Below are 19,837 nucleotides of genomic sequence, written 5' to 3'. Positions count from 1 at the left end.
GAACATGGGCAAACGATAGCGATGGCGGATTCACCCCGACATAGATCAATGGGGGTAGGGGGTTAGACGCGCATACTCATTTCTGACGCGCAGTTGGCGGGCCCTTCATCACTATTGGCAAGTTTCCGGTTGCGTGGCGGCCTCCTAGGCTTTGAGCATCGAAACAAGGAGGTCGGGGGCCCAAATGTTCCACACCACCGCTACCTTTGTCGGACACGGCCGTTCCAGTGCGCCGTCTCACAGAGCCATTGTCTTCGTCGACCCGGCGGATTCGATCAGCGACCGCCACGTCGACGCTATCGAAAGCGCCTTTCCGTGGACGACCGTCACCAAGGTCGAAGCCGTTTCGGCGCTGTTCGAAAGCTACCGCGACATCGTCGCCCTGATCATCGTGCATCCGAGCGTTCTCGATGATGCGGCGCGGCTGGCCCGGGAGATCGGCGACCGCCATCCCCTCGCGCTCCTGTCGGTGCTCGACAGCGGCAAGCAGGAATTGCCCTCCGGCATCGTCTCCTCGCGCTTCGTGCGCGGTGTTCTGCCGATCGGGTCGAAGGGCGATCTCTGGCTCTCGGTCGTTGGACTGATGTTGCGGGGCGGCGAGTATTTCCCGCGCGACCTGCTCGACAACCACCGCGTGCAGAGCGAGCAAAGCGAGCCGGAGGCCCCGGTCGTCGCGGCCAAGCCGGGTGTTCCGGCGGCACTTTCGCACCTGACGGCGCGTGAGATGGAAGTGCTGGAACTGGTTTCGCGAGGTCTTCAGAACAAGACCATCGCCAGCTCGCTCAACCTGAGCGAATATACTGTCAAGATCCACGTCCACAACGTAATCTCCAAGCTACGCACGCACAACAGAACGCAGGCGGCAGCGTATTACCGGGATTCGACTTCTGGATATGCGGGGCAGGCATAGAAAATGACGATCCTGGTGACGGGCGGCGCAGGGTTCATCGGATCGAACTTCATTCTGGACTGGTTCGAGCAAGGGCCCGAGCCAGTCCTCAACATCGACAAGCTCACCTATGCGGGCAACCTGCAGAACCTGGCTACGGTCTCGGCGCGCAAGCAGTATTTCTTCTTTCGCATCGGGATCGAGGAAACCAACAAGATCCGGCGGTTGCTGGGCGCGCACAATGTTCGCGCCATCATCAACTTCGCAGCCGAAAGCCATGTCGACCGCTCGATAGCGGGGCCGGAAGCCTTCTTCCAGACCAACGTCATCGGAACGCTCAAGCTGCTCGAGGCGGCTCGCGAGTACTGGACGAGCGGGGAAGCTCCAAAGGACTTCCGCTTCCTGCAGGTGTCGACCGACGAGGTGTATGGCTCGCTCCAGCCGGACGAGCCGGGCTTTCGAGAGACCGATGCGTTCGAACCCAACAGCCCTTATGCGGCCAGCAAGGCCGGGTCGGACCACATCGTGCGTGCCTATGGGGAAACCTACGGGCTCCCGGTACTGATCACGCATTGCTCAAACAATTACGGACCTTTCCAGTTTCCGGAAAAGCTCATTCCGCTGGTGATCCTCAATGCCCTGGGCGGCAAGCCGCTCCCCCTCTATGGCGACGGCCAGCAGGTCCGTGACTGGCTCTATGTGAGCGATCACTGCGACGCGCTCAATCGCGTGCTGTCGGATGGGCAGCCGGGCGAAACCTACAATATCGGCGGCAACAGCGAGCGAAACAACCTGACGGTAGTCCACACGATCTGTGTAATTCTGGACGAACTGCGCCCGCTGGCATCAGGCAAATCCTATGCGGAGCAGATCGCCTTCGTGCGCGACCGGCCCGGGCACGACCGCCGCTACGCCATCGATGCCAGCAAGCTGGCCCGCACCCTCCAATGGTCGCCGCGCACCTCCTTCGAAGGGGGTATCCGCCGTACCGTCGAATGGTACCTGGCCAATCCCGCCTGGACGACGAGCGTCACGAGTGGGGAATACCGCGAATGGGTCGCACGGCAATACGCATAGTGGAGCCACGGACATGAAGCGCAGAGGCATCATTCTGGCAGGAGGGAGCGGCACCAGGCTGCATCCGGCGACGCTGGCGATCTCCAAGCAGCTCCTGCCCGTTTACGACAAGCCGATGATCTACTATCCGCTGACCACGCTCATGCTCGGCGGCATTCGCGATATCCTGGTGATCTCGACCCCGGCGGACATGCCGCTCTTCGAGCGCCTGCTGGGCGATGGCAGCCAGTGGGGCCTCAACCTCAACTATGCCATCCAGCCCACCCCGGATGGGTTGGCGCAGGCTTTCCTCATCGGGGAAAAGTTCCTGGCGAACGATCCGAGTGCCTTGGTGCTGGGAGACAACATCTTTTTCGGGCACAAGCTGACCGAACTGCTCGACCGGGCCGACCAGCACGATCGTGGCGCCACGCTCTTCGCCTACCAGGTGCAGGACCCGCAGCGCTATGGCGTGGCCCAGTTCGACGCCTCGGGCAGAGTCATCAGCATTGAAGAGAAGCCGGCCAAGCCCAAGTCCAACTTCGCGGTGACCGGCCTCTATTTCTACGACAACCAGGTGGTGGACTACGCCAAGTCCCTGCGTCCCTCGGCGCGGGGCGAGCTCGAGATCACCGACCTCAACAAGCTCTACCTCAAGGCGCGCCATGTGAGCGTCGAACTGATGGGACGCGGCTATGCCTGGCTCGATACGGGCACCCACGAATCCCTGCTCGAGGCCGGCCAGTTCATCGCCACCATCGAAAAGCGCCAGGGTCTCAAGATCGCGTGTCCCGAGGAAATCGCCTGGCGCAATCACTGGATCGACGACGAGCAGTTGCTGCGCCTCGCCGACCCGCTGTGCAAGAGTGGATACGGGCAGTATCTAAGGCGCCTGGCAGGCGAGCGGGAGCTGATGACCGTATGAAGGCCCGACGGCTGGCAATACCAGATGTCATCGTGCTGGAGCCCAGAGTGCTGGGCGACGATCGCGGGGTGTTCTTCGAGAGCTTCAACAAGCGCGTCTTCGAGGACCTGACGGGGCTCGAGCGCGAATTCGTGCAGGATAACCACTCGGTCTCGGCCAGCGGCGTGCTGCGCGGCCTCCACTATCAGTTGCCGCCAGCGGCGCAAGGCAAGCTGGTGCGCGTCGTGCGCGGCGAGATTTTCGATGTGGCCGTCGATATCCGGCGGACATCCCCGACCTTCGGCCACTGGGTCGCCGAAATCCTCTCCGCGGAGAACCACGCGCAGCTCTGGGTGCCAGAGGGGTTCGCCCATGGCTTCCTGGCGCTGACCGATGGCGCCGAGGTGCTCTACAAGACGACCGATTACTACGCGCCCGCCAGCGAGCGCTGCATCATCTGGGACGATCCTGCCATCGGTATCCGCTGGCCATTGCGAGGCAACCCGGTGCTTTCGGCCAAGGATGGACTGGGCATGTCGCTGGCCGAGGCAGACGTCTTCGAACGCGCTCCCGCCTGATCGCGGAAGCTAGTAGTCCTTCTCGTAGAAGACGCCGACACTCGAATTGCCATCGGCGCTCACGGCCGCCTTGGCCTTGAGGTCGCTGGTGATGTCGAGGTTGACGGTGACCTTGCTCTGTCCGTTCGCACCGGCCTGAACGCCCAGGTAGATATTGTCCTGGATGTAGCGACCGGCCTGGACGGCGACGTTGCCCTGCGCATCGGTGACGATGTCGAGATCGGCGAGGCCAGCGGCGTTGCGCAGGCTGTCGACCAGGCCACCACCGCCGCCACCGGCGAGTTCGGCCGCCGCGCCGGCGAGCCGCGCAAGCTGGAGCGGCGACAATTCGCCCATCGAGCGATTGAAGATGAGGCGAGCCAGAACTTCGTCCTGCGGCAAGGCGGGATCGGAGGTGAAGCTCACATCGATATTGGAGGCGGTCCCGGAGACGGTGACATAAACCGTGATGCCATCGCCCTGCGTGCTGGCAACGAGGTTGAGCTCCGGATCGAGATTGCCCGCCAGGGTCACCGAGCCGCTCTCGAAAGTGACGCGCTGCCCCAGGATGGATAGGCGCCCACGGATCAGATTGAAGGACCCGACGGGCTGCACGTTGGTCACCGGACCGGTGAGGCGCACCGAGCCGCCAAGCTCGGCATCAAGGCCGCGACCCCGGATGAAGACCTGGTTGGGCGCGTTGATGGTCACGTCGAGCTGCATGACGGAGGGCCGCTCGCGCGGCGTCGGCGCGCCGCCCGGCCGAACGTCGGCCTTGGCGCGCGCCAGAGTTTTCTGGACCGCCGGTGGAGGCGCCTTGTGGATCACGTCGATGACGTCGCCGCTCCCCCCGATGCGTTCGGGGATAGAGATATCCGCCTGGCGGACCAGCACGTTGCCGGAGAGGAGCGGCCCCTGGAACAGCGGACCCTTGAGGGTCAGGCCACCCGTCATGGTGGCGACGACGAGATCGCCATCGGCATAGCGCGCGTTGTTGAGCTGCAACGCCAGGTCTGCGGTGAAAGCGGGCGCGATGAGGCCGACCGAACCGGAGACCGCCAGCGAGCCACCGGTGGCGAGGTCAGCGGTCAGGCTGTTGATGGTGGCGCGTTCGCCGGTGAGGGTCGCAGTGCCGGTGATGTTGTTGAGCCGCAGATTGGTCAGCGGATCGATATATTGCGCACCGCGCGTCGAGATCTGGCCGGAGAACTGGGGTGAGGCGATGCTGCCGGTCACGCGCGCATTGAGCGAAAGCGTGCCGCTCGCCTGGCCGCCGCGGTCGACCACGAAACGGTTGGCGAGGCTGAGGGGCGCCGAGCCGGTAAGGTCCAGCGCCAATCCCTTGCCCTCCAGCGGGACGGTGCCGCTGCCGGAAATGCTCAGGCCGCCGGCCCCGTTGGCGGAAAGGCTCGCCAGGCGCACGGTGTTGTTGGCAAAGCTGCCGCTGGTGGTGAAGGAGACCGGAGAAATGCCCACGGGCCGGAGCGCGGCCGCGTCGATCCCCTGCCCGGCGATCGTGAACGTGGCCTGGGGCGCCGAGCGGGTGCCGCCGATCCGGGCAGTGCCGTTCAGCGTGCCCGAGAGCGCCAGGTCGGGCGCCACGGCGTTGGCGACAGAGAGCGGCAGGGCGTTGATGTTGAGGTCAATCGCCAACTCGTTCCCGGCCGTGCCGGTCGCGGTGATCCGGCCACTGCCGACATTGAACTGGATGGCGTCCATGGTGACGGTGTCGCCATTGACGATCAACGCGGCGGGCTGGGCCAGATTGGCGGAAAGCTGGCCCTGGGTCAGGTTCACGCGATCGAGGGCCAGGCGGTAGCCGGCGTCGAGCGGCGCGAGGGAACCGGCAACATCGAGCCTGGTGCCGTTGACGAGGGCGGCCTGGCCCGAGAAGTTTGTGGCGTTGCCCTCTAGATCGGCATTGGCCTGGAGTGTGGCGACTTCCACGCCGCCGGCGACGATCTTGCTGCCGCTCAGGGTCCCCTGAACCTGCGGGATGCCGAAGAGATCGGCGACCTTGGCCTCGATGTCGGCCGCGCCGATCCTGATGCCCTGGGTCGTCAACCCATTGACGGTGCCGCTGATGGCTGCCGCCTGCTTGCCGTCCGCGGCGCTGAGCGTGATCGAAGCGTTGGCCGCGCCGGTCGCTTCGGCAAGGAAGAGCGCAGCGGCAGTGGAGATGTTGGAAGAAGCGAGTTGGAGCTGGCCGGTGAGAAGACCGGCCTTGTCCTGGGAGAGGTTGCCCGTCAGCCGCGTGCCGCCGGCACTGAAATCGAGATTGCCGACCTTGCGTGTCTCGCCATCTGCAGAAAGGTCGGCAGCAAGGTCGATGCGATAGCCATCGAGGAAGGCGTTGCCGGTGACGGCGCCTGCGAGCTTGCCTTCCTGCAGGGTACCGGCAAAGCCGACCGTGCCGTTCTGGAGACTGCGGCCGGAGAGCGTGCCCTGGGCGACATTGGCATCGAGGTTGAGGGCGATGTTGTTGTCCTGGCCCTTGGCGGTGCCGGTGACCTTGAGGGCGCCGCTGGCGTCGGGCGAAAGCAGCGCCAGATCGGCAAGTCCGAGGTCGAAACGGAAATCGGCCGCGCCGGTGGCAAAATTGCCATTGGCGGTCAGTTCGACCTGCTGGTTGCCCAAGCGGAAATCCTGCGTCTCGAGCCCCTGTTCGGTGCGCGCGACGCGGCCGGTAAGACGAACCTCTCCGGCCAGCAGCCGGTCGGCGGTTTCATCGCCGATGGTGAGGTTGGTGCCGGTGCCGTCGAGGTTGAGGTTGAAGCCGCCGATCAGCGGGCTGATGGTGCCGCTGGCGGTGAGGTCGAGGGCGCCAGTGAGGTCGCGACCGGCCATGTCCGAGAACGGGGCGATGTTGGCGGCACGAATGGCCACGTCGCCATTATAGACCCAATCGTCGATGGTTCCGGAGAGCGCCAGGTCGAGGGACTTGCCTTCGATGCGTAGCTGAGCCAGCCGCACCGGCTGGCCGGCATTCCAGAGACCGGCAATGCCGAAGCCGATGGTATCCCCCAGCGCCGCCTGAACGTCGGGGCTGGCGGCAGTAATGCCGGAGGCCGTGCCGTCGCCGTTGAAGGTAACGCGGCGCGCATCGGGCTGATCGAGATTGGCCGCGACGCCCGAGGCCTTGAAGGTCAACTGGTCGGTGGCGAAGCTCTTGCCCTGGAAACCCGCGACATTGAGCACCGCTGACCAGTCCTCGCTTCCGGCGGCGCCGAAATCGATCTTGAGGTCGGCGCTGCCGACCTGGGTCTGGGCGCCGGGTACGGGCAGGAGCACCTTGCTGCCATCGGCGCTGGCGATCTGCGCGGTCAACGCCAGTTGCCGCAGGAAGCCGTCCGGGGTGGTGCTGGCGTCGGCATTGAGCGCCAGCTGGCCGCCCGAGAGCTTGATGCCCGTCAGATCGAGGCCGCCGTCGGACCGGATGAGGGCCCTGCCGCTCAGCACCGACTCGGCGCCGAAGAAGGGCTTGAAGGGATCGGCAAACAGGGTCGCGATGGGGCCATGCATGTCCAGGCCGACATCGAAGCCTTCGGGAGCCTGGTTGATGGTCGCCGTGCCCGAGAGCACGCGCTGGCCGCCGGCATCGAAGGTGAGGTCGGTGCGCAGGTCCTTGACCGGGCCGGAGCCGGCGATGGTGAGCTTCACATCGGGACGGCCATCGATATTGAGGAGGTTGGCGATGATGCCGTCCTCGGGTTCTGCGAGCGTGATGTCGAGATCGAGGTTTTGCGTACCGGCCTGGTAGACGACCTTAGCGTTGAGCGTGCCGCCCGGACCATCGAGGCGGACGATATCGAGCGTGGTGTCGAGCGAGCCACCATCGAGGCGCAGGGCGCCCTCGAGCGAGATCTGCGAGCCCAGGCCGAAGACCTGCTGGCCGAAGGTGATCTTGGGAACCGAGATCTTGCCGATGTTGATGGCGACCGGGAATTGCGGAATGGAGAGGCCGCCCGCCTCCGGTGCCGGCAGATTGGCCTGGGTCGGGGGCGCCGAGTTGCGCAGGAAGTTGATGCTGTCGGCCGAGAGCGAATTGATCTCCAGGCGCCCGAGCAGGAGCGCGGCCTGGTTCCAGTTGATCTTGGCGTTGTTGATCTCGAGCCAGACGCCCTCGGGATCGGCAATGGTGATCTGGCCGATGGAGGCGTCCGAAGAGAGCACGCCATCGATATTGGAAATGCGGATGATGCGATCGGGCGTGGAAAGGCGATCTTCCACGAAACGCAGGAAGCCGTTCTTTTCCGCTTCCGGGTCAGGCTGGGCCTGATCCTGGGCGAAGATCGGCGCGGCGACGATGAGCGCCAGGCCGAACAGCAAAAATGCAAGCAGCCGTCTCAAAAGGCCTGTCCTATGCCGAGATAGAGTGCGTAATTCGGATCGTCGGGGCGCTTGTTGAGCGGAACCGCAAGATCGAGCCGCAGGGGCCCAAGGCCCGTATAGTAGCGCAACCCCACACCGGCGCCGAGCCGGAGCTGGGAGATATCGGGGAAGGTGTCGGCGGCCACGTAGCCACCATCGACGAAAGCGACGACGCCGATATCGTTGGTCGCGCGATAGCGGGCCTCGAGCGAGCCTTCGAGCAGGTAGCGGCCGCCAGTGGTCGTGCCGTTGGCATTGTCGACGCCGATGCTCTTGTAGCCATAGCCGCGGACCGATCCGCCGCCGCCCGCAAAGAAGAGCTTGTCGGGAGGAATCTGGTCGAGCGAGGGGCCCACCACGAGCCCGGCCTTGAGGCGTCCGGCGAGGACGAACTTGTCGTCTTCGGCAAAGCCGAAATAGGTACGGGCTTCGGCAAAGGCCTTGGTGGCCAGGATGCCGTAGTTGAGGTCGTAGAAGGGCTCGACCTGGCCGTTGAGGTACCAGCCGCGGTGAGCGTCGGTCTTGTCGTCGCGATTATCGAAAGTACCTCCGGCATACGCCGAAAGGGTCGAGAAGTCGCGGGTGCCGAAATCGTCGTCGAAGCGGGCGCGCTTGTAGATGACACCGCCCTCGAGCGTGATTTCGTCGCTCAGGTAGTGCGTCAGGCCGGTGCGGGCGGTCAGCGAGGTTTCGGTATAGGTGTCGTAGAAGGTGCGCTCAGCCGAGACGGAGGCGACCAGGTCGGTATCGGGGGTGAGGAACCCGGGCTTGGTGAAGGTACCGCCGAAGGCATAGTCGAACTCGGCCGTGTTGATCGGGAAGGCGATGCCCGCGATCTTGGCATCGAGCCGGATGCGCTCGGCATGGCCGAAGAGATTGCGCTTGAGCCAGAAACCTTCAAGACCGGCGCCATCGACCGTCGAGAAGGTAGCGCCGGCGCCGAAGCGATGCAGGGCCTGTTCCTGGACGATGATGTTGTAGGGAAGCAGGCCGTCGTTGCCGATGCTCTCGGCCGCCTCCAGGCGGATGGAGCGGAAGACTTCGAGCCGTGACAGGCGCCGCTGAGCGCGGCTGACGGCGTCGGGCGTAACCGGTTCGCCCACCGAAAGGCCGGTCTGCTGGCGCACGAATTCGGGATCCATGCGCTCGGTGCCGGTGACGGTGATGTCGCCGAACGCGGCCTGGCGGCCCGGATCGATGGTGATGACGACGTCGAGCGAATTGGTGCGGTGGTCGGCGACGACCTTGCGTTCGCCCGCAGCGGCCTTGGCATAGCTCAGACGGCGCCAGGCTTCGAGCTGGGCCTGCTCGGCCCGCACGACGATGCTGCCGCGTGCCACGCCGCCCATGACGAAGCCGAGGCTTTCCGGGGTCGGCGTGCGATCGTTGGGATAGTTCGAAGGCGGCGCGCGATTGACGATCACCAGATCGCGGAAATGGAAGAGCGGGCCGGGATTGACGGCGATGTAAACGGCCACGGGCCGGGCCATCTTGGCGTCCGGCACCACGTTGGCCGCCTCCACGCCATTGAGCTTGATGCTGACGGTGCCGCCGTAATAGCCCTGGTCGTAGAGGGCGGCGAGGATGCGCCGGTAGTCGCCGCGCGCGTTGGCGACGAGACCTGCCACGCCCGAGGCCGGCTCGTTCTGGCTGGCGGCGAGGTCGGAGGCGTTGCGGATGACATTGGCCATGTCACCGTCCGCGCCGGTCGTATCGAAGGTGACCGAATAGGAGACGGGATCGGCGATGACCGCATCGGCGTCCTTTTCGCTCTGGTCCTCGAAGAGCTTGATGCCGAAAAACTCGAATCCGGAAGCGGGCGGAATCGAAGCCGCCATGACTGCCAGTGCCGATACGCACAATATGACGCGACTAAGCTGCAGAGCCCTGCTCCCTGTAGCTGCCGGGGGTAAACACTCAACCCACTCGGCCAAAAGGAGATTTTGGCCCAAACGAACCAATATCCCGTTAACGGTCGCGCGTAGAGAACACGGAACCACCCAAGCAAGGTTAGCAGGTGGTCCCATATGCGGCTAGTTTATGGCGGCAACACTTGAATAAAAATCAAGCGGCCTTCCTGGTGCGCTCCAGATGCTCGGCCGCAAGGAAGGCGGTCTTGGCGGGGAGCGAGAGCAGTTCGGCGGCTGCCACGCGCTCGGGCGTATAGAAATGCTCCTCGTGGAGCATGTTGACGGTGCCGATCATGTCGCCGCCGATCGAGACCGGATAGTTCAGCACCGAACCGCAGCCGAGCGACCAGATGGTTTCGTGATCGGGAAACACTTCGGCGATGCCGGCAATGGTGTTGGCAACGAACGGCTTGCGCTGGGTGTGGATGGTATCGAACCAGTGGGTGCGGTTGATGGGCTTGGTGCCGGAGACGGGATAGGCCTCGGGGTCGCTGCTATAGACGCGGCCGGACCGGTCGTTGGCCCAATCGACCTTCATGACGGTGAAGAGCTTGGCGCCGACCACGACCTGGGCCAGGGCTTCGAGCGCGCGCCAGGGCGCCTCGGCATCCTGGGCGGTCGCGATGGCGGCGTCGAAATCCGCCAATGCCTTGGCGATTGCGGGATCGGTCATTTAAGTCCTCGAGGGTCGTCAGGTCTGGGAAGGAGTGGCGCTGAGCTCGATCAGTTCCCGGGAATAGGGATTGACGAGTTCGCCGCGCTTCAACTGCCCGACATCGGCGATCTCGACGACCTTGCCGTGGCGCATGACGGCCAGGCGGTCGCACAGGAACGAGACGACGGGCAGGTTGTGCGTCACCATCAGGTATGTGAGTCCCTGCTCGCGGCGCAAGCGCTTGAGCAGGTTCAGGATCTCGGCCTGCACCGAAACGTCGAGCGCCGAGGTCGGCTCATCGAGCAGCAGCAGCTTGGGTTCGAGCATGAGGGCGCGAGCGATGGCGACACGCTGGCGCTGGCCGCCGGAGAGCTGATGGGGGAAGCGGAAGCGGAACTTGCGATCGAGGCCGACGGCATCGAGCATGTCCTCGACGCGCTTGCCGTGGTCGCCGCCGACGCCATGGATGGCGAGCGGTTCGCTCAGCACCGCATCGACGGTCTTGCGCGGATGAAGGGAGCCATAGGGGTCCTGGAAGACCATCTGGCACTGGCGGGCAAAGCCACGGTCGATGCCATGGCCACGAGGCTGGCCGAAGACCGAGATGGAGCCCGTCCAGGTCCGGGCGAGCCCGGCAATGGCCTTGAGCACGGTGGTCTTGCCCGAACCGCTCTCGCCCACGAGCGCGAAGCTCTCGCCCTCGGCGACGGTGAAACCGATGCCGCGCGTGACTTTGGTCTCGCCATAGGAAACGTCGAGATTGTCGATGACGATGGCGCTCATGCTGCCCATCCGGAACGATCGAGGACGGGAAGTTCGTCGCGCGTCTCGTTGAGGCGCGGAATGGCGGCGAGGAGCCCTTGCGTATAGGGGTGCCTGGCGTTCTGCAGCTCGCCCGCCACGCATTCCTCGACCACCGAGCCCGCATACATGACCAGGATCCGGTCGCAATAGCTCGAGACGAGGTTGAGGTCGTGGCTGATGAAGATCAGCCCCATGCCTTTGCGCTTGACCAGATCGTCGATGATGTCGAGCACCTGGGCCTGGACGGAGACATCGAGCGCGGAGGTCGGCTCGTCGGCGATCAGCAGGTCCGGCTCGGGGATCAGCATCATGGCGATCATGACACGCTGGCCCATGCCGCCGGAGACCTCATGGGGATAGAGCTTGGCGACGCGCTCGGGATCGGCGATGCGCACCGATTCGAGCATGGCATGGACGCGCTGGCGGATGTCGCCGCGCCCGAGACGCTGGTGGGTCAGCAGGGCCTCGGCGATCTGGGCGCCGATGGTCATGACCGGGTTCAGCGAGAATTTCGGGTCCTGCATGATCATCGAAATGCGGGCGCCGCGAATGGCGCGCAGCTGCTTTTCGGACTGGCGCAGCAGGTCGACCCCGTCGAAATCGAGGCGCTCGGCGGTGACGCGGCCCGGCGCGCGGATGAGCCGGAGGATCGAACGGCCGGTCATGGACTTGCCCGAGCCGCTTTCGCCCACGATGCCGAGGCGCTCGCGACCGAGCGAAAAGGAGATGCCCTTGACCACATCGACCGGCCCGCGAGCCGTGGGGAAGGTGACGCGCAGGTTGCGAACTTCGAGCAGATTGGTCACTGGCGTTCTCCGTGCTTGGGGTCGAGCACGTCGCGCAGACCGTCGCCGAGGAAGCAGAAGCCCAGGCTGACGATGACGATGGCAAAGCCCGGCATGGTGGCGACCCACCACTGATCGAGGATGAACGAGCGCCCGCGCGAGATCATGGCCCCCCATTCGGGGAGCGGGGGCTGAGCCCCCAGGCCGATGAAGCCGAGACCGGCGGCCGTCAGGATAATGCCGGCCATGTCGAGGGTGACGCGCACGATCATCGAGGAGGTGCAGAGCGGCAGGATGTGGGCGACGATGACGCGGAGGCGCGAGGCGCCCTGAAGCTCGACGGCGGAGATGAACTCGGAATTGCGGATGGTCAGCGTCTCGGCCCGCGCAATGCGGGCGTAGCTAGGCCAGGTCGCGATGGCGATGGCGATGATGGCGTTCTGGATGCCCGGGCCGAGGGCGGCGACGAAGGCCAGGGCCAGGATGAGCTTGGGCATCGAGAGGAAAATGTCGGTGATGCCCATCAGGATCCTGTCGACCCAGCCGCCGAAATAGCCGGAGACGGCGCCGACGACGAGGCCGACCGGGGCGGCAAGCACCGCCACCAGCAGCACGATCACGAGGGTGATCTGCGAGCCGAAGACGACGCGGCTCCAGATATCGCGACCCAGTTCGTCCGTGCCCATCCAGTTCTCGCCCGAGGGCGGCATGAGGCGCATCGAAAGGTTCTGGGCGGTCGGGGAGTGCGTGGCGAAAAGCGGGGCGAAGACCGCCATGACGATGAGGCCGATGACGATGATCGCGCCGAGCACGGCAAGGGGGTTGCCCAGCAACGAGCGAAAGACGCGGTAACCGCGCCCCATGCGCGCCTGGAAGCGCGAGGACGGGGAATCGTCCAGGAGCCAATCACGAGTGGAAGCCATCAGCGAGCCCTCGGGTCGAGGACGCGGTAGAGCACGTCCGAAATCTTGTTGATCGCGATGAAGACGGCGCCGATCACCAGGGTGGCGCCGAGCACCGCATTCATATCGGCATTGAGGAGCGCGGTGGTGAGGTAGTTGCCGATCCCCGGCCAGGAGAACACCGTCTCGATCATCACCGAGCCTTCGAGTAGGCCGGCGTAGGAAAGGGCCACGACCGTGATCAGGGGCACGAGAATGGGCCTGAAGGCGTGGCGCCAGATGACCATTCGCTCGGGCACGCCCTTGACGCGCGCGGTCGTCACATATTCCTGGGCAAGCTGGTCGAGCATGAACGAGCGCGTCATGCGGGCGATGTAGGCGAGGCTGAAGAAGCCCAGGACCGACGCCGGCAGGATGAGATGCCAGACGGCATTCATGAAGATCTCGAAATCACCGGCGATGAGGCTGTCGATGAGCAGGAGCCCGGTCACCGGCTGGACGAGGCCGTCATAGAAGATATCGATGCGGCCCGGGCCGCCCACCCATTTGAGGCGGGCATAGAAGACGGCAAGGCCGACGAGGCCGAGCCAGAAGGCGGGAACCGAATAGCCCAGGAGCCCGACGACGCGGATGATCTGGTCGGCGAGCTTGCCCTGGCGGGCGGCCGCGAAGACGCCCATCGGCACGCCGAGCACGACGCCGATGATGATGCCCAGGGTCGCCATCTCCAGGGTAGCCGGGAAGACGCGCGCCAGGTCCTGCGCCACGGGCTTGCCGGTCGAGACGGACATGCCCAGGTCCCCGCTCAGGACCGAGCCGATATAGCGGATGAACTGGATGGGAAGCGGCTGGTCGAGCCCCATCTGAACACGCGCCGCTTCATAGACGGCGCGGGGCGCGCGGTCGCCGACGACGGCGAGCACCGGATCGATCGGGATCACGCGGCCGATGAAGAAGGTGATGGCGAGCAGCCCCAGAAAGGTCAGGGCGATGGTGAGAACGAAGCCGCCAACGGCAAGAAGAAACTTCCAGAAACCGTGCGGTCGCCCGCCCCGGCCCTTGGTTTCCTCTTCGATGACGACCTCAGCTGCGGAGTCGGGTTCGAAGGCCACGCGCTACTCAGTTCCTGTGTCGGACGCCTCCTCCCACTATAGGCGAGAGGATCGGGGCTTTGCGCCCTCGTTTTCAAAAATTCCGCTTGGACTATACAAACAATTTTGCTTAGATCAAAAAAATTTTAGTGGGAGTGAAATACGGGTGTCACCCGCGGCCGGTAAATCCGCTGCAACGGCGCAGCCCAAGGTCGGGTCGCTCATCCGCGCCCGGCGCCAGCAATTGCGCATGACGCTCCAGGAGCTGTGCGACGCCGCCGGCATCTCGGTAGGCTACCTCAGCCAGGTGGAGCGTGACCATGCGACTCCCTCGCTCGGTACCCTGGCCCAGATCGCGCGCAGCCTCGATCTGGGCGTAGACTATTTCATCGCCACGCCCAGCGCCGAAGACGGCCTGACGCGCGATGCGGAACGCAACCGGTTTTCGGTCGACGGCTCGTCCATCATCTACGAGCGCATCGCGGCCGACTTCACCGGCAACGTCCTCTCCTCTTTTATACTGAATGTGCCGCCCGGGTATAACTCGGAGACGGTGAGCCACGAGGGCGAGGAAATTCTCTTCGTGCTCGCCGGCGAAATCTCCCTGCGGATCGACGAGCAGGACGTCACGCTCGGGGCGGGCGACAGCATGCACTTCCGCGGCAACCGCCCGCATTCGTGGACCAACGACAGCAACGAGATTGCGCGCCTCCTATGGACCGGCACCCTGCCGATGTTCCGGTCGCGCGCGGAGCGCCCGGCCCTGCGCAGTTCTAGGGCCACGGGAAAAACGAAAAAGACTACGCTTCAGAAGGAGAACACCGAATGAAACTCTTCAAGGCCGCGCTGCTCGCGGCCGTCCTGACCATGCCGATGGCATCGGTCGCGACCTACGCGGCGACTCCCGCCGACGTGCTGGTGGTGGCCCAGAACATCGACGACATCGTCTCGATCGATCCGGCGGAAGCCTATGAATTCTCGTCGGGCGAATACGTCACCCAGACCTATGACCGCCTGGTCCAGTACGATGCTCCCGACGTCAAGACCCTGGCGCCGGGCCTGGCCACCGAGTGGACCGCCGACGACGCGAACAAGACCATCACCTTCACCCTGCGTGACGGCGTGACGTTCTCGTCGGGCAACCCGCTGCGCGCCGAGGACGTGGTCTATTCGTTCAAGCGCGTCGTGATGCTCAACAAGGCTCCGGCCTTCATCCTGACCCAGCTCGGCTGGACCCCGGAGAACATCGACTCCATGGTCACCGCCGACGGCAACAAGGTCGTGGTCAAGTATGACGGCGACTTCTCGTCCGCGTTCGTGCTCAACGTGCTCGCCGCCCGCCCCGCTTCGGTGGTGGATGCGGTGACCGTGCAGGCCAACGAAAAGGACGGCGACTACGGCAATGCGTTCCTCAAGGGCGCCTCGGCCGGTTCGGGCCCGTTCATCCTCAAGGCCTTCCGCCCGGGCGAGCTGATCAACCTGGACGCCAACCCGAACTATTTCGGCGGCGCCCCGGCCATGAAGTCGGTGATCATCCGTCACGTTGCCGAAGCCGCTACCCAGCAGCTGCTGCTGGAATCGGGCGACGTCGACATGGCCAAGAACCTGACCCCGGACCAGATCTCGAGCCTTTCGGGCAAGGATAATGTCAAGGTCGAAACCTACCCGCAGGCCGCCGTGCACTTCCTCTCCTTCAACCAGAAGGACGAAGCGCTGACCAACCCGGCGATCTGGGAAGCGGCTCGCTACCTCGTCGACTACAAGGGCATGACGGACTCGTTCCTGAAGGGCCAGATGGAAATCCACCAGGCCTTCTGGCCGAAGGGCTTCCCCGGCTCGCTCGATGACACGCCCTATAGCTACGATGTCGAAAAGGCCAAGCAGATCCTGGCCGATGGCGGCGTCAAGACTCCGATGACCGTCACGCTCGACGTCATCAACTCGACCCCGTTCACCGACATGGCGCAGTCGCTGCAGGCTTCGTTCGCCGAGGCCGGCATCAACTTCGAGATCATCCCGGGCACCGGCTCGCAGGTGATCACCAAGTACCGCGCCCGAACCCACGAAGGCATGCTGCTCTACTGGGGCCCGGACTTCATGGACCCGGATTCGAACGCCAAGGCCTTCGCCTTCAACGAAGACAATTCGGACGACAACTACCAGTCGACCACCACCTGGCGTAACGGCTGGGCCGTTCCGGCCGAGATGAACGAAGAAACCAAGGCTGCACGCGCCGAAGCCGATCCGGCCAAGCGCAACGAGATGTATATCGACCTGCAGAAGAAGGTTCAGGCCGACTCCCCCATCGTCATCATGTTCCAGGCCGCCACCCAGGTTGCCATGGACAAGAACATCGAGGGCTATGTGAACGGAGCGACCAGCGACTTCGTCTTCTACCGCCTGGTCAAGAAGAACTAAGTTCTTGAAATATAAAGCAAAGAGCCGCCCCACGGGGCGGCTCAATCGATAAAATTTGAACGGAATTTCGACATGTATGAAGAACGCCTGGCGCGATTGCGCGAACAGATGGCAGCTACCGGGACGGACCTGGTCGTCGTGGGCCCCTCCTCCCACCTGGTCTGGCTGACCGGTATGTCGCCGCATGGCGACGAGCGTCCGGTCCTGCTGATCGTCAGCAAGGACAATGCAGGGTTCCTGATGCCGGCGCTCAATGCCGACAGCCAGCGCCCACATACCCAATTGCCCTTCTACACCTGGACCGACGCGGACGGCCCCAATGGCGCGCTCTCCACGCTGCTGGCCGACCTCGGCGCCAACCGGGACGGACTTTCCATCGCGCTCGACGAGACCATGCGCGCCGATTTCGCGCTGCTGGTGATCGACGCCCTGCCCGGCGCCAGGCGCAAGTTCCTCACCGACACGGTCGGGTACCTGCGCGCCCGCAAGGACGAAGCCGAATATGCCGCGCTCAAGATGAACGCGGTGCTCAACGATGGCGCCATGAAGGCGGGCTTCGCCGCGCTCAAGCCGGGCGTCACCGAGCTCGAAGTCGGCCAGGCCATCCGCAACTATTACCTCGCCAATGGCGCCAAGCCGGAATTCGTCTCGGTGTGCTTCGGCGAGAACGGCGCCTTCCCGCACCACCACACCGGCAACCGCATGCTCAAGGCCAACGAGGCTGTGCTGATCGACATCGGCGGACGCAAGGACGGCTATCCCTCCGACATGACGCGCGTGGCCGTGGTGGGTGAAACCCCGGCCGAGTTCGACAAGGTCGTGGGCGTGCTCGAGCGCGCCGTGCAGGCGGCGCTGGCCGCCGCCAAGCCGGGCGTGGCCGCCAAGGAAGTGGACAAGGCCGCCCGCGACGTCATCACGGAAGCGGGCTATGGCGAGTTCTTCCTGCACCGCACGGGCCATGGCCTGGGCATCGACGTGCATGAGCCGCCCTTCATCACCGGGACGTCCGAAACGATCCTGGACGAAGGCAATGTCTTCTCGATCGAGCCGGGGATCTATCTCAACGGCAAGTTCGGGGTGCGGCTGGAGGAGATCGTGATCGTGCGCGGCAACCAGGCCGAGGTGCTTTCCGAATTGCCGCGCACGCCGGTTCACATCAAGGCATAGCCCGAAAATGGTCACCGTCCGGCGCGCCGAGGAGCGCGATGTCGCCGATATCGCCGCCATCTATGCGCATGAGGCGGTGATCGCCAATACCGGCCAGGTGCCGTTCCGCACGGAGGCGTTCTGGCGGGATTTCTACAAGAGCCGCGATCCCGACGGGCTGGAACTGGTCGGGGTCGTGGACGGGGTCGCCGCCGGACACCTGGGGCTGATCACCAACCGCGCCCCGCGCCGCAAGCATGTGGCGAGCTTCGGCATCGCGGTGCATCCCGATTTCCAGGGACGCGGGGTCGGCAAGGCGCTGATGGCCGAAATGCTGCACCAGGCCGATAACTGGCTCAACCTGGTGCGGATCGAACTGAGCGTGGCGGCCGGGAATGACAGGGCCATCGGGCTCTACGAGAAGCACGGCTTCATCTTCGAGGGCCAGACCCGGTTCGATATCTTTTCGGGCGGCACCTATAGGCACACCAACCATATGGCGCGGTTCCGGCCGGGGTTCGAGGGCTAGGCTCGGGCTGGTGGCGGGGGCGTGGGGCCGGTGTTGTCGGCTGCCCCCTCACCGCCCTCCGGGCACCCTCTCCCCGAGGGGGCGAGGGTTTTCGCTGGGGCGCGAGAGGGGCCATGACCCACGTGGTCGGGATGTGGCTTTTCGGCCCGGACCGTGGTGGCACCCCACTGAACACCCCCAGACACGTGACTTCCTCGCGCGGGATTTAAGGGCGACTACGCCCCTCCACTTGAGTGGCGGTATCCGTGGGCCCGGGCTCTGCGGCCGGGGAAGATCGGGGGTGGGGCGCGTGATCAGGCGGTGGCGGCGGGACGGTGCGCTGCTGCGGTCGTTGGAGGTGCGAAGAGGGGCATTCGATGGCGTGGTCGGGGGAGACCGATGCCCTCTCGCGAGAACGCTAGTGTTCGTGCTTGCAGTTGTCGTGGTCGGAGAGGACTTCCATCACGCGGCACTCGGCGACCTTGCCGTGGGCGTGGCTGGTGAGCATGCCCTTGAGCTCGGCGCGCAGGTTGGTGAGCCTGGCGATGCGTTCCTCGACTTCGGCCAGACGCCCGCGGACGAGGTCGTCGATGTCGTCGCACGGGTCTTCGGGATGACGGGCGATGCGCAGCATGGCCTTGAGGGAATCCATGGGGAAGCCCATGGCGCGGGCGTGGGCGATGAAGCGCAGGCGGTTGAGCGCCTCCCCATCATAGCGCCGCTGGTTGCCCTCGGTGCGCGCCGGCGCGGCGAGCAGGCCGATTTCCTCGTAATAGCGAATGGTGGGAACCTTGACGCCCGAGAGCGATGACAGTTCGCCGATGGCATAGTCGCGCATGCGCAAACCTCCAATCTCTGGAGGTTTATATAGGCCTTCAGCCGCCGACCGCCAAGCGCAGGCGGCTGCCGATGGAGACGAGGCTGTCATCGCCACGCACGAAATCGACCGCCGCGGCGATGTGGAGCGCGGTGGTATCGAAGGCAGGCAGGTGCGGCACGTCCTCGGGCCTGAGCAGCAGGCAGAGCTCGGTGCACCCCAGGATGATGCCCTGGGCACCGCGCTCCTCGAGATCGGCAACCACGTCTAGCGCCTCGCTCTTGCTCTCGGGGCTCACGATGCCGTGGCACAGCTCCTGGAGCGTGATGTGATCGATGAGGTCGCGGTCCTGCTCGTCGGGGACGATGATCTCCACGCCCCAGCGTTCGAGATAACGCCGGTGCATCTTGGTGGAGTTCATAGTGAAGCGCGTGCCGAGGAACCCGATGCGCGAGATGCCGGCCTCGCGAATGGCGTGGCCGGTGGGATCGACAATGTGGATATAGGGGGTCTGGCGCTTGGAAATCACCGGTTCAAAAGCCAGGTGCATGGAATTGGAAGCGCACAGCACCACATCGGGGCGCGCCGCCTCGAGCCGGTCGAGCTTTTCGGCGAGATACGCCTCCGCCTCGGACCATAGATCGTTGAACACGAAATGCTCGATATTGCCGTAGTTGACCGAGACGATGGCGATCTCGCCGGTATTGCCGTTATTGGCCTCGGCGAGCTGATCGTTGAGCAGACGGTAATATTCGCCGGTGGCGTGATTGCTCATGCCCCCGAGAATGCCAATGGTCTTCTGGTTGTAAAATTCGGTCCGGATCGACACCGGTTCCCCCGTAAGCTGAAAAAGCAAGCGGCCCGGCCGCCACTACTCAGCGCCGAGCCCCACCCGCATCAGTAGGATTGCGGAGAAAGCCGCGCCGCGCAATCGCCAAAGCCTTGAGCCTTCAGCATTGCAGCAATGCATGGCGAGTTTTGTGTAAATACCAAGTAAATTTCTTGCAGATTGCGGCGATGAGGC

Annotated in this window: 17 protein-coding genes; 8 read left to right on the top strand and 9 right to left on the bottom strand. The window is 64.6% G+C overall.

All coding sequences use genetic code 11. The features are described from left to right. The first annotated feature begins 184 nt into the window (after positions 1 to 184). From FNA67_RS02085 to rfbC, 4 genes are read left to right on the top strand one after another with little or no spacing between them, the layout of a single operon-like run. On the top strand, positions 185 to 910 hold the full coding sequence (locus FNA67_RS02085; protein ID WP_049707504.1) for a helix-turn-helix transcriptional regulator: 726 nt from the start codon (positions 185 to 187) through the stop codon (positions 908 to 910). Between the two features lie 3 nt (positions 911 to 913). Continuing rightward, positions 914 to 1,966: a dTDP-glucose 4,6-dehydratase gene (gene rfbB, locus FNA67_RS02080; RefSeq protein ID WP_147654881.1), complete on the top strand. Its 1,053-nt coding sequence runs from the start codon at positions 914 to 916 to the stop codon at positions 1,964 to 1,966. A gap of 13 nt (positions 1,967 to 1,979) precedes the next feature. Then, positions 1,980 to 2,870 (top strand): glucose-1-phosphate thymidylyltransferase RfbA, encoded by an 891-nt coding sequence (gene rfbA / locus FNA67_RS02075; protein ID WP_049707502.1) that lies wholly within the window; start codon positions 1,980 to 1,982, stop codon positions 2,868 to 2,870. After that, complete coding sequence (gene rfbC / locus FNA67_RS02070; protein WP_147654880.1) at positions 2,867 to 3,427, top strand: dTDP-4-dehydrorhamnose 3,5-epimerase; 561 nt, start codon at positions 2,867 to 2,869, stop codon at positions 3,425 to 3,427. The genes rfbA and rfbC overlap by 4 nt, the downstream gene beginning before the upstream one ends. A 9-nt stretch (positions 3,428 to 3,436) precedes the next feature. On the opposite strand, the gene FNA67_RS02065 is transcribed toward rfbC, so the two are convergent. The 7 genes from FNA67_RS02065 to FNA67_RS02035 all read right to left on the bottom strand — a co-directional run bounded on the left by FNA67_RS02065 (position 3,437) and on the right by FNA67_RS02035 (position 13,945). Next, the gene (locus FNA67_RS02065; protein WP_244616437.1) at positions 3,437 to 7,756 is read right to left on the bottom strand and encodes a translocation/assembly module TamB domain-containing protein; all 4,320 of its coding nucleotides are present in this window, start codon (positions 7,754 to 7,756) and stop codon (positions 3,437 to 3,439) included. Next, positions 7,753 to 9,615, bottom strand: coding sequence for an autotransporter assembly complex protein TamA (locus FNA67_RS02060; RefSeq protein ID WP_147654879.1), 1,863 nt, complete (start codon positions 9,613 to 9,615; stop codon positions 7,753 to 7,755). Before FNA67_RS02060 ends, FNA67_RS02065 begins: the two co-directional genes overlap by 4 nt. A gap of 226 nt (positions 9,616 to 9,841) precedes the next feature. Beyond that, positions 9,842 to 10,360, bottom strand: a complete 519-nt coding sequence (locus tag FNA67_RS02055) for a GAF domain-containing protein (protein WP_049707498.1) — start codon at positions 10,358 to 10,360, stop codon at positions 9,842 to 9,844. An 18-nt stretch (positions 10,361 to 10,378) separates the two neighbouring features. Continuing rightward, entirely contained in the window at positions 10,379 to 11,125 is a 747-nt protein-coding gene (locus tag FNA67_RS02050; RefSeq protein ID WP_049708278.1) for an ABC transporter ATP-binding protein, read from the bottom strand. Further along, the gene (locus FNA67_RS02045) at positions 11,122 to 11,952 is read right to left on the bottom strand and encodes an ABC transporter ATP-binding protein (RefSeq protein ID WP_049707497.1); all 831 of its coding nucleotides are present in this window, start codon (positions 11,950 to 11,952) and stop codon (positions 11,122 to 11,124) included. Before FNA67_RS02045 ends, FNA67_RS02050 begins: the two co-directional genes overlap by 4 nt. Beyond that, positions 11,949 to 12,854 carry an ABC transporter permease gene (locus FNA67_RS02040; protein ID WP_147654878.1) on the bottom strand — a complete coding sequence of 302 codons (906 nt, stop codon included), beginning with the start codon at positions 12,852 to 12,854 and terminating at the stop codon, positions 11,949 to 11,951. Before FNA67_RS02040 ends, FNA67_RS02045 begins: the two co-directional genes overlap by 4 nt. Further along, positions 12,854 to 13,945 (bottom strand): ABC transporter permease, encoded by a 1,092-nt coding sequence (locus FNA67_RS02035; protein ID WP_147654877.1) that lies wholly within the window; start codon positions 13,943 to 13,945, stop codon positions 12,854 to 12,856. Before FNA67_RS02035 ends, FNA67_RS02040 begins: the two co-directional genes overlap by 1 nt. 145 nt (positions 13,946 to 14,090) lie before the next feature. On the opposite strand from FNA67_RS02035, the gene FNA67_RS02030 reads away from it, so the two are divergent. The 4 genes from FNA67_RS02030 (at position 14,091) to FNA67_RS02015 (ending at position 18,017) form a co-directional block, all read left to right on the top strand. Next, complete coding sequence (locus FNA67_RS02030; protein WP_049707495.1) at positions 14,091 to 14,753, top strand: helix-turn-helix domain-containing protein; 663 nt, start codon at positions 14,091 to 14,093, stop codon at positions 14,751 to 14,753. Further along, positions 14,750 to 16,342: an ABC transporter substrate-binding protein gene (locus FNA67_RS02025; protein WP_049707494.1), complete on the top strand. Its 1,593-nt coding sequence runs from the start codon at positions 14,750 to 14,752 to the stop codon at positions 16,340 to 16,342. Before FNA67_RS02030 ends, FNA67_RS02025 begins: the two co-directional genes overlap by 4 nt. Positions 16,343 to 16,414: 72 nt before the next feature. Next, positions 16,415 to 17,509, top strand: a complete 1,095-nt coding sequence (locus tag FNA67_RS02020; protein ID WP_049707493.1) for a M24 family metallopeptidase — start codon at positions 16,415 to 16,417, stop codon at positions 17,507 to 17,509. 7 nt (positions 17,510 to 17,516) lie between these two features. Then, entirely contained in the window at positions 17,517 to 18,017 is a 501-nt protein-coding gene (locus FNA67_RS02015) for a GNAT family N-acetyltransferase (RefSeq protein WP_049707492.1), read from the top strand. A 397-nt stretch (positions 18,018 to 18,414) separates the two neighbouring features. Here the strand turns inward: FNA67_RS02015 and FNA67_RS02010 are convergent, their stop codons facing one another. Beyond that, positions 18,415 to 18,834 carry a MerR family transcriptional regulator gene (locus FNA67_RS02010; protein ID WP_049707491.1) on the bottom strand — a complete coding sequence of 140 codons (420 nt, stop codon included), beginning with the start codon at positions 18,832 to 18,834 and terminating at the stop codon, positions 18,415 to 18,417. 37 nt (positions 18,835 to 18,871) lie between these two features. Continuing rightward, a complete protein-coding gene (locus FNA67_RS02005; RefSeq protein WP_210246421.1) occupies positions 18,872 to 19,642 on the bottom strand; it encodes an aspartate/glutamate racemase family protein in 771 nt (256 codons plus the stop codon). Between the last annotated feature and the right edge of the window lie 195 nt (positions 19,643 to 19,837).

Source organism: Youhaiella tibetensis (assembly GCF_008000755.1).
GTDB classification, from domain to species: Bacteria; Pseudomonadota; Alphaproteobacteria; order Rhizobiales; family Devosiaceae; genus Paradevosia; species Paradevosia tibetensis.
This window is presented reverse-complemented; position numbering and strand designations above follow the sequence as displayed.

Bases quoted from the DNA above. Each gene is read 5' to 3' on its own strand.
- FNA67_RS02085 (WP_049707504.1), top strand. From the start codon at position 185: ATGTTCCACACCACCGCTACCTTTGTCGGACACGGCCGTTCCAGTGCG.
- rfbB (WP_147654881.1), top strand. From the start codon at position 914: ATGACGATCCTGGTGACGGGCGGCGCAGGGTTCATCGGATCGAACTTC.
- rfbA (WP_049707502.1), top strand. From the start codon at position 1,980: ATGAAGCGCAGAGGCATCATTCTGGCAGGAGGGAGCGGCACCAGGCTG.
- rfbC (WP_147654880.1), top strand. From the start codon at position 2,867: ATGAAGGCCCGACGGCTGGCAATACCAGATGTCATCGTGCTGGAGCCC.
- FNA67_RS02060 (WP_147654879.1), bottom strand. From the start codon at position 9,615: ATGGCGGCTTCGATTCCGCCCGCTTCCGGATTCGAGTTTTTCGGCATC.
- FNA67_RS02055 (WP_049707498.1), bottom strand. From the start codon at position 10,360: ATGACCGATCCCGCAATCGCCAAGGCATTGGCGGATTTCGACGCCGCC.
- FNA67_RS02050 (WP_049708278.1), bottom strand. From the start codon at position 11,125: ATGAGCGCCATCGTCATCGACAATCTCGACGTTTCCTATGGCGAGACC.
- FNA67_RS02040 (WP_147654878.1), bottom strand. From the start codon at position 12,854: ATGGCTTCCACTCGTGATTGGCTCCTGGACGATTCCCCGTCCTCGCGC.
- FNA67_RS02025 (WP_049707494.1), top strand. From the start codon at position 14,750: ATGAAACTCTTCAAGGCCGCGCTGCTCGCGGCCGTCCTGACCATGCCG.
- FNA67_RS02020 (WP_049707493.1), top strand. From the start codon at position 16,415: ATGTATGAAGAACGCCTGGCGCGATTGCGCGAACAGATGGCAGCTACC.
- FNA67_RS02015 (WP_049707492.1), top strand. From the start codon at position 17,517: ATGGTCACCGTCCGGCGCGCCGAGGAGCGCGATGTCGCCGATATCGCC.
- FNA67_RS02010 (WP_049707491.1), bottom strand. From the start codon at position 18,834: ATGCGCGACTATGCCATCGGCGAACTGTCATCGCTCTCGGGCGTCAAG.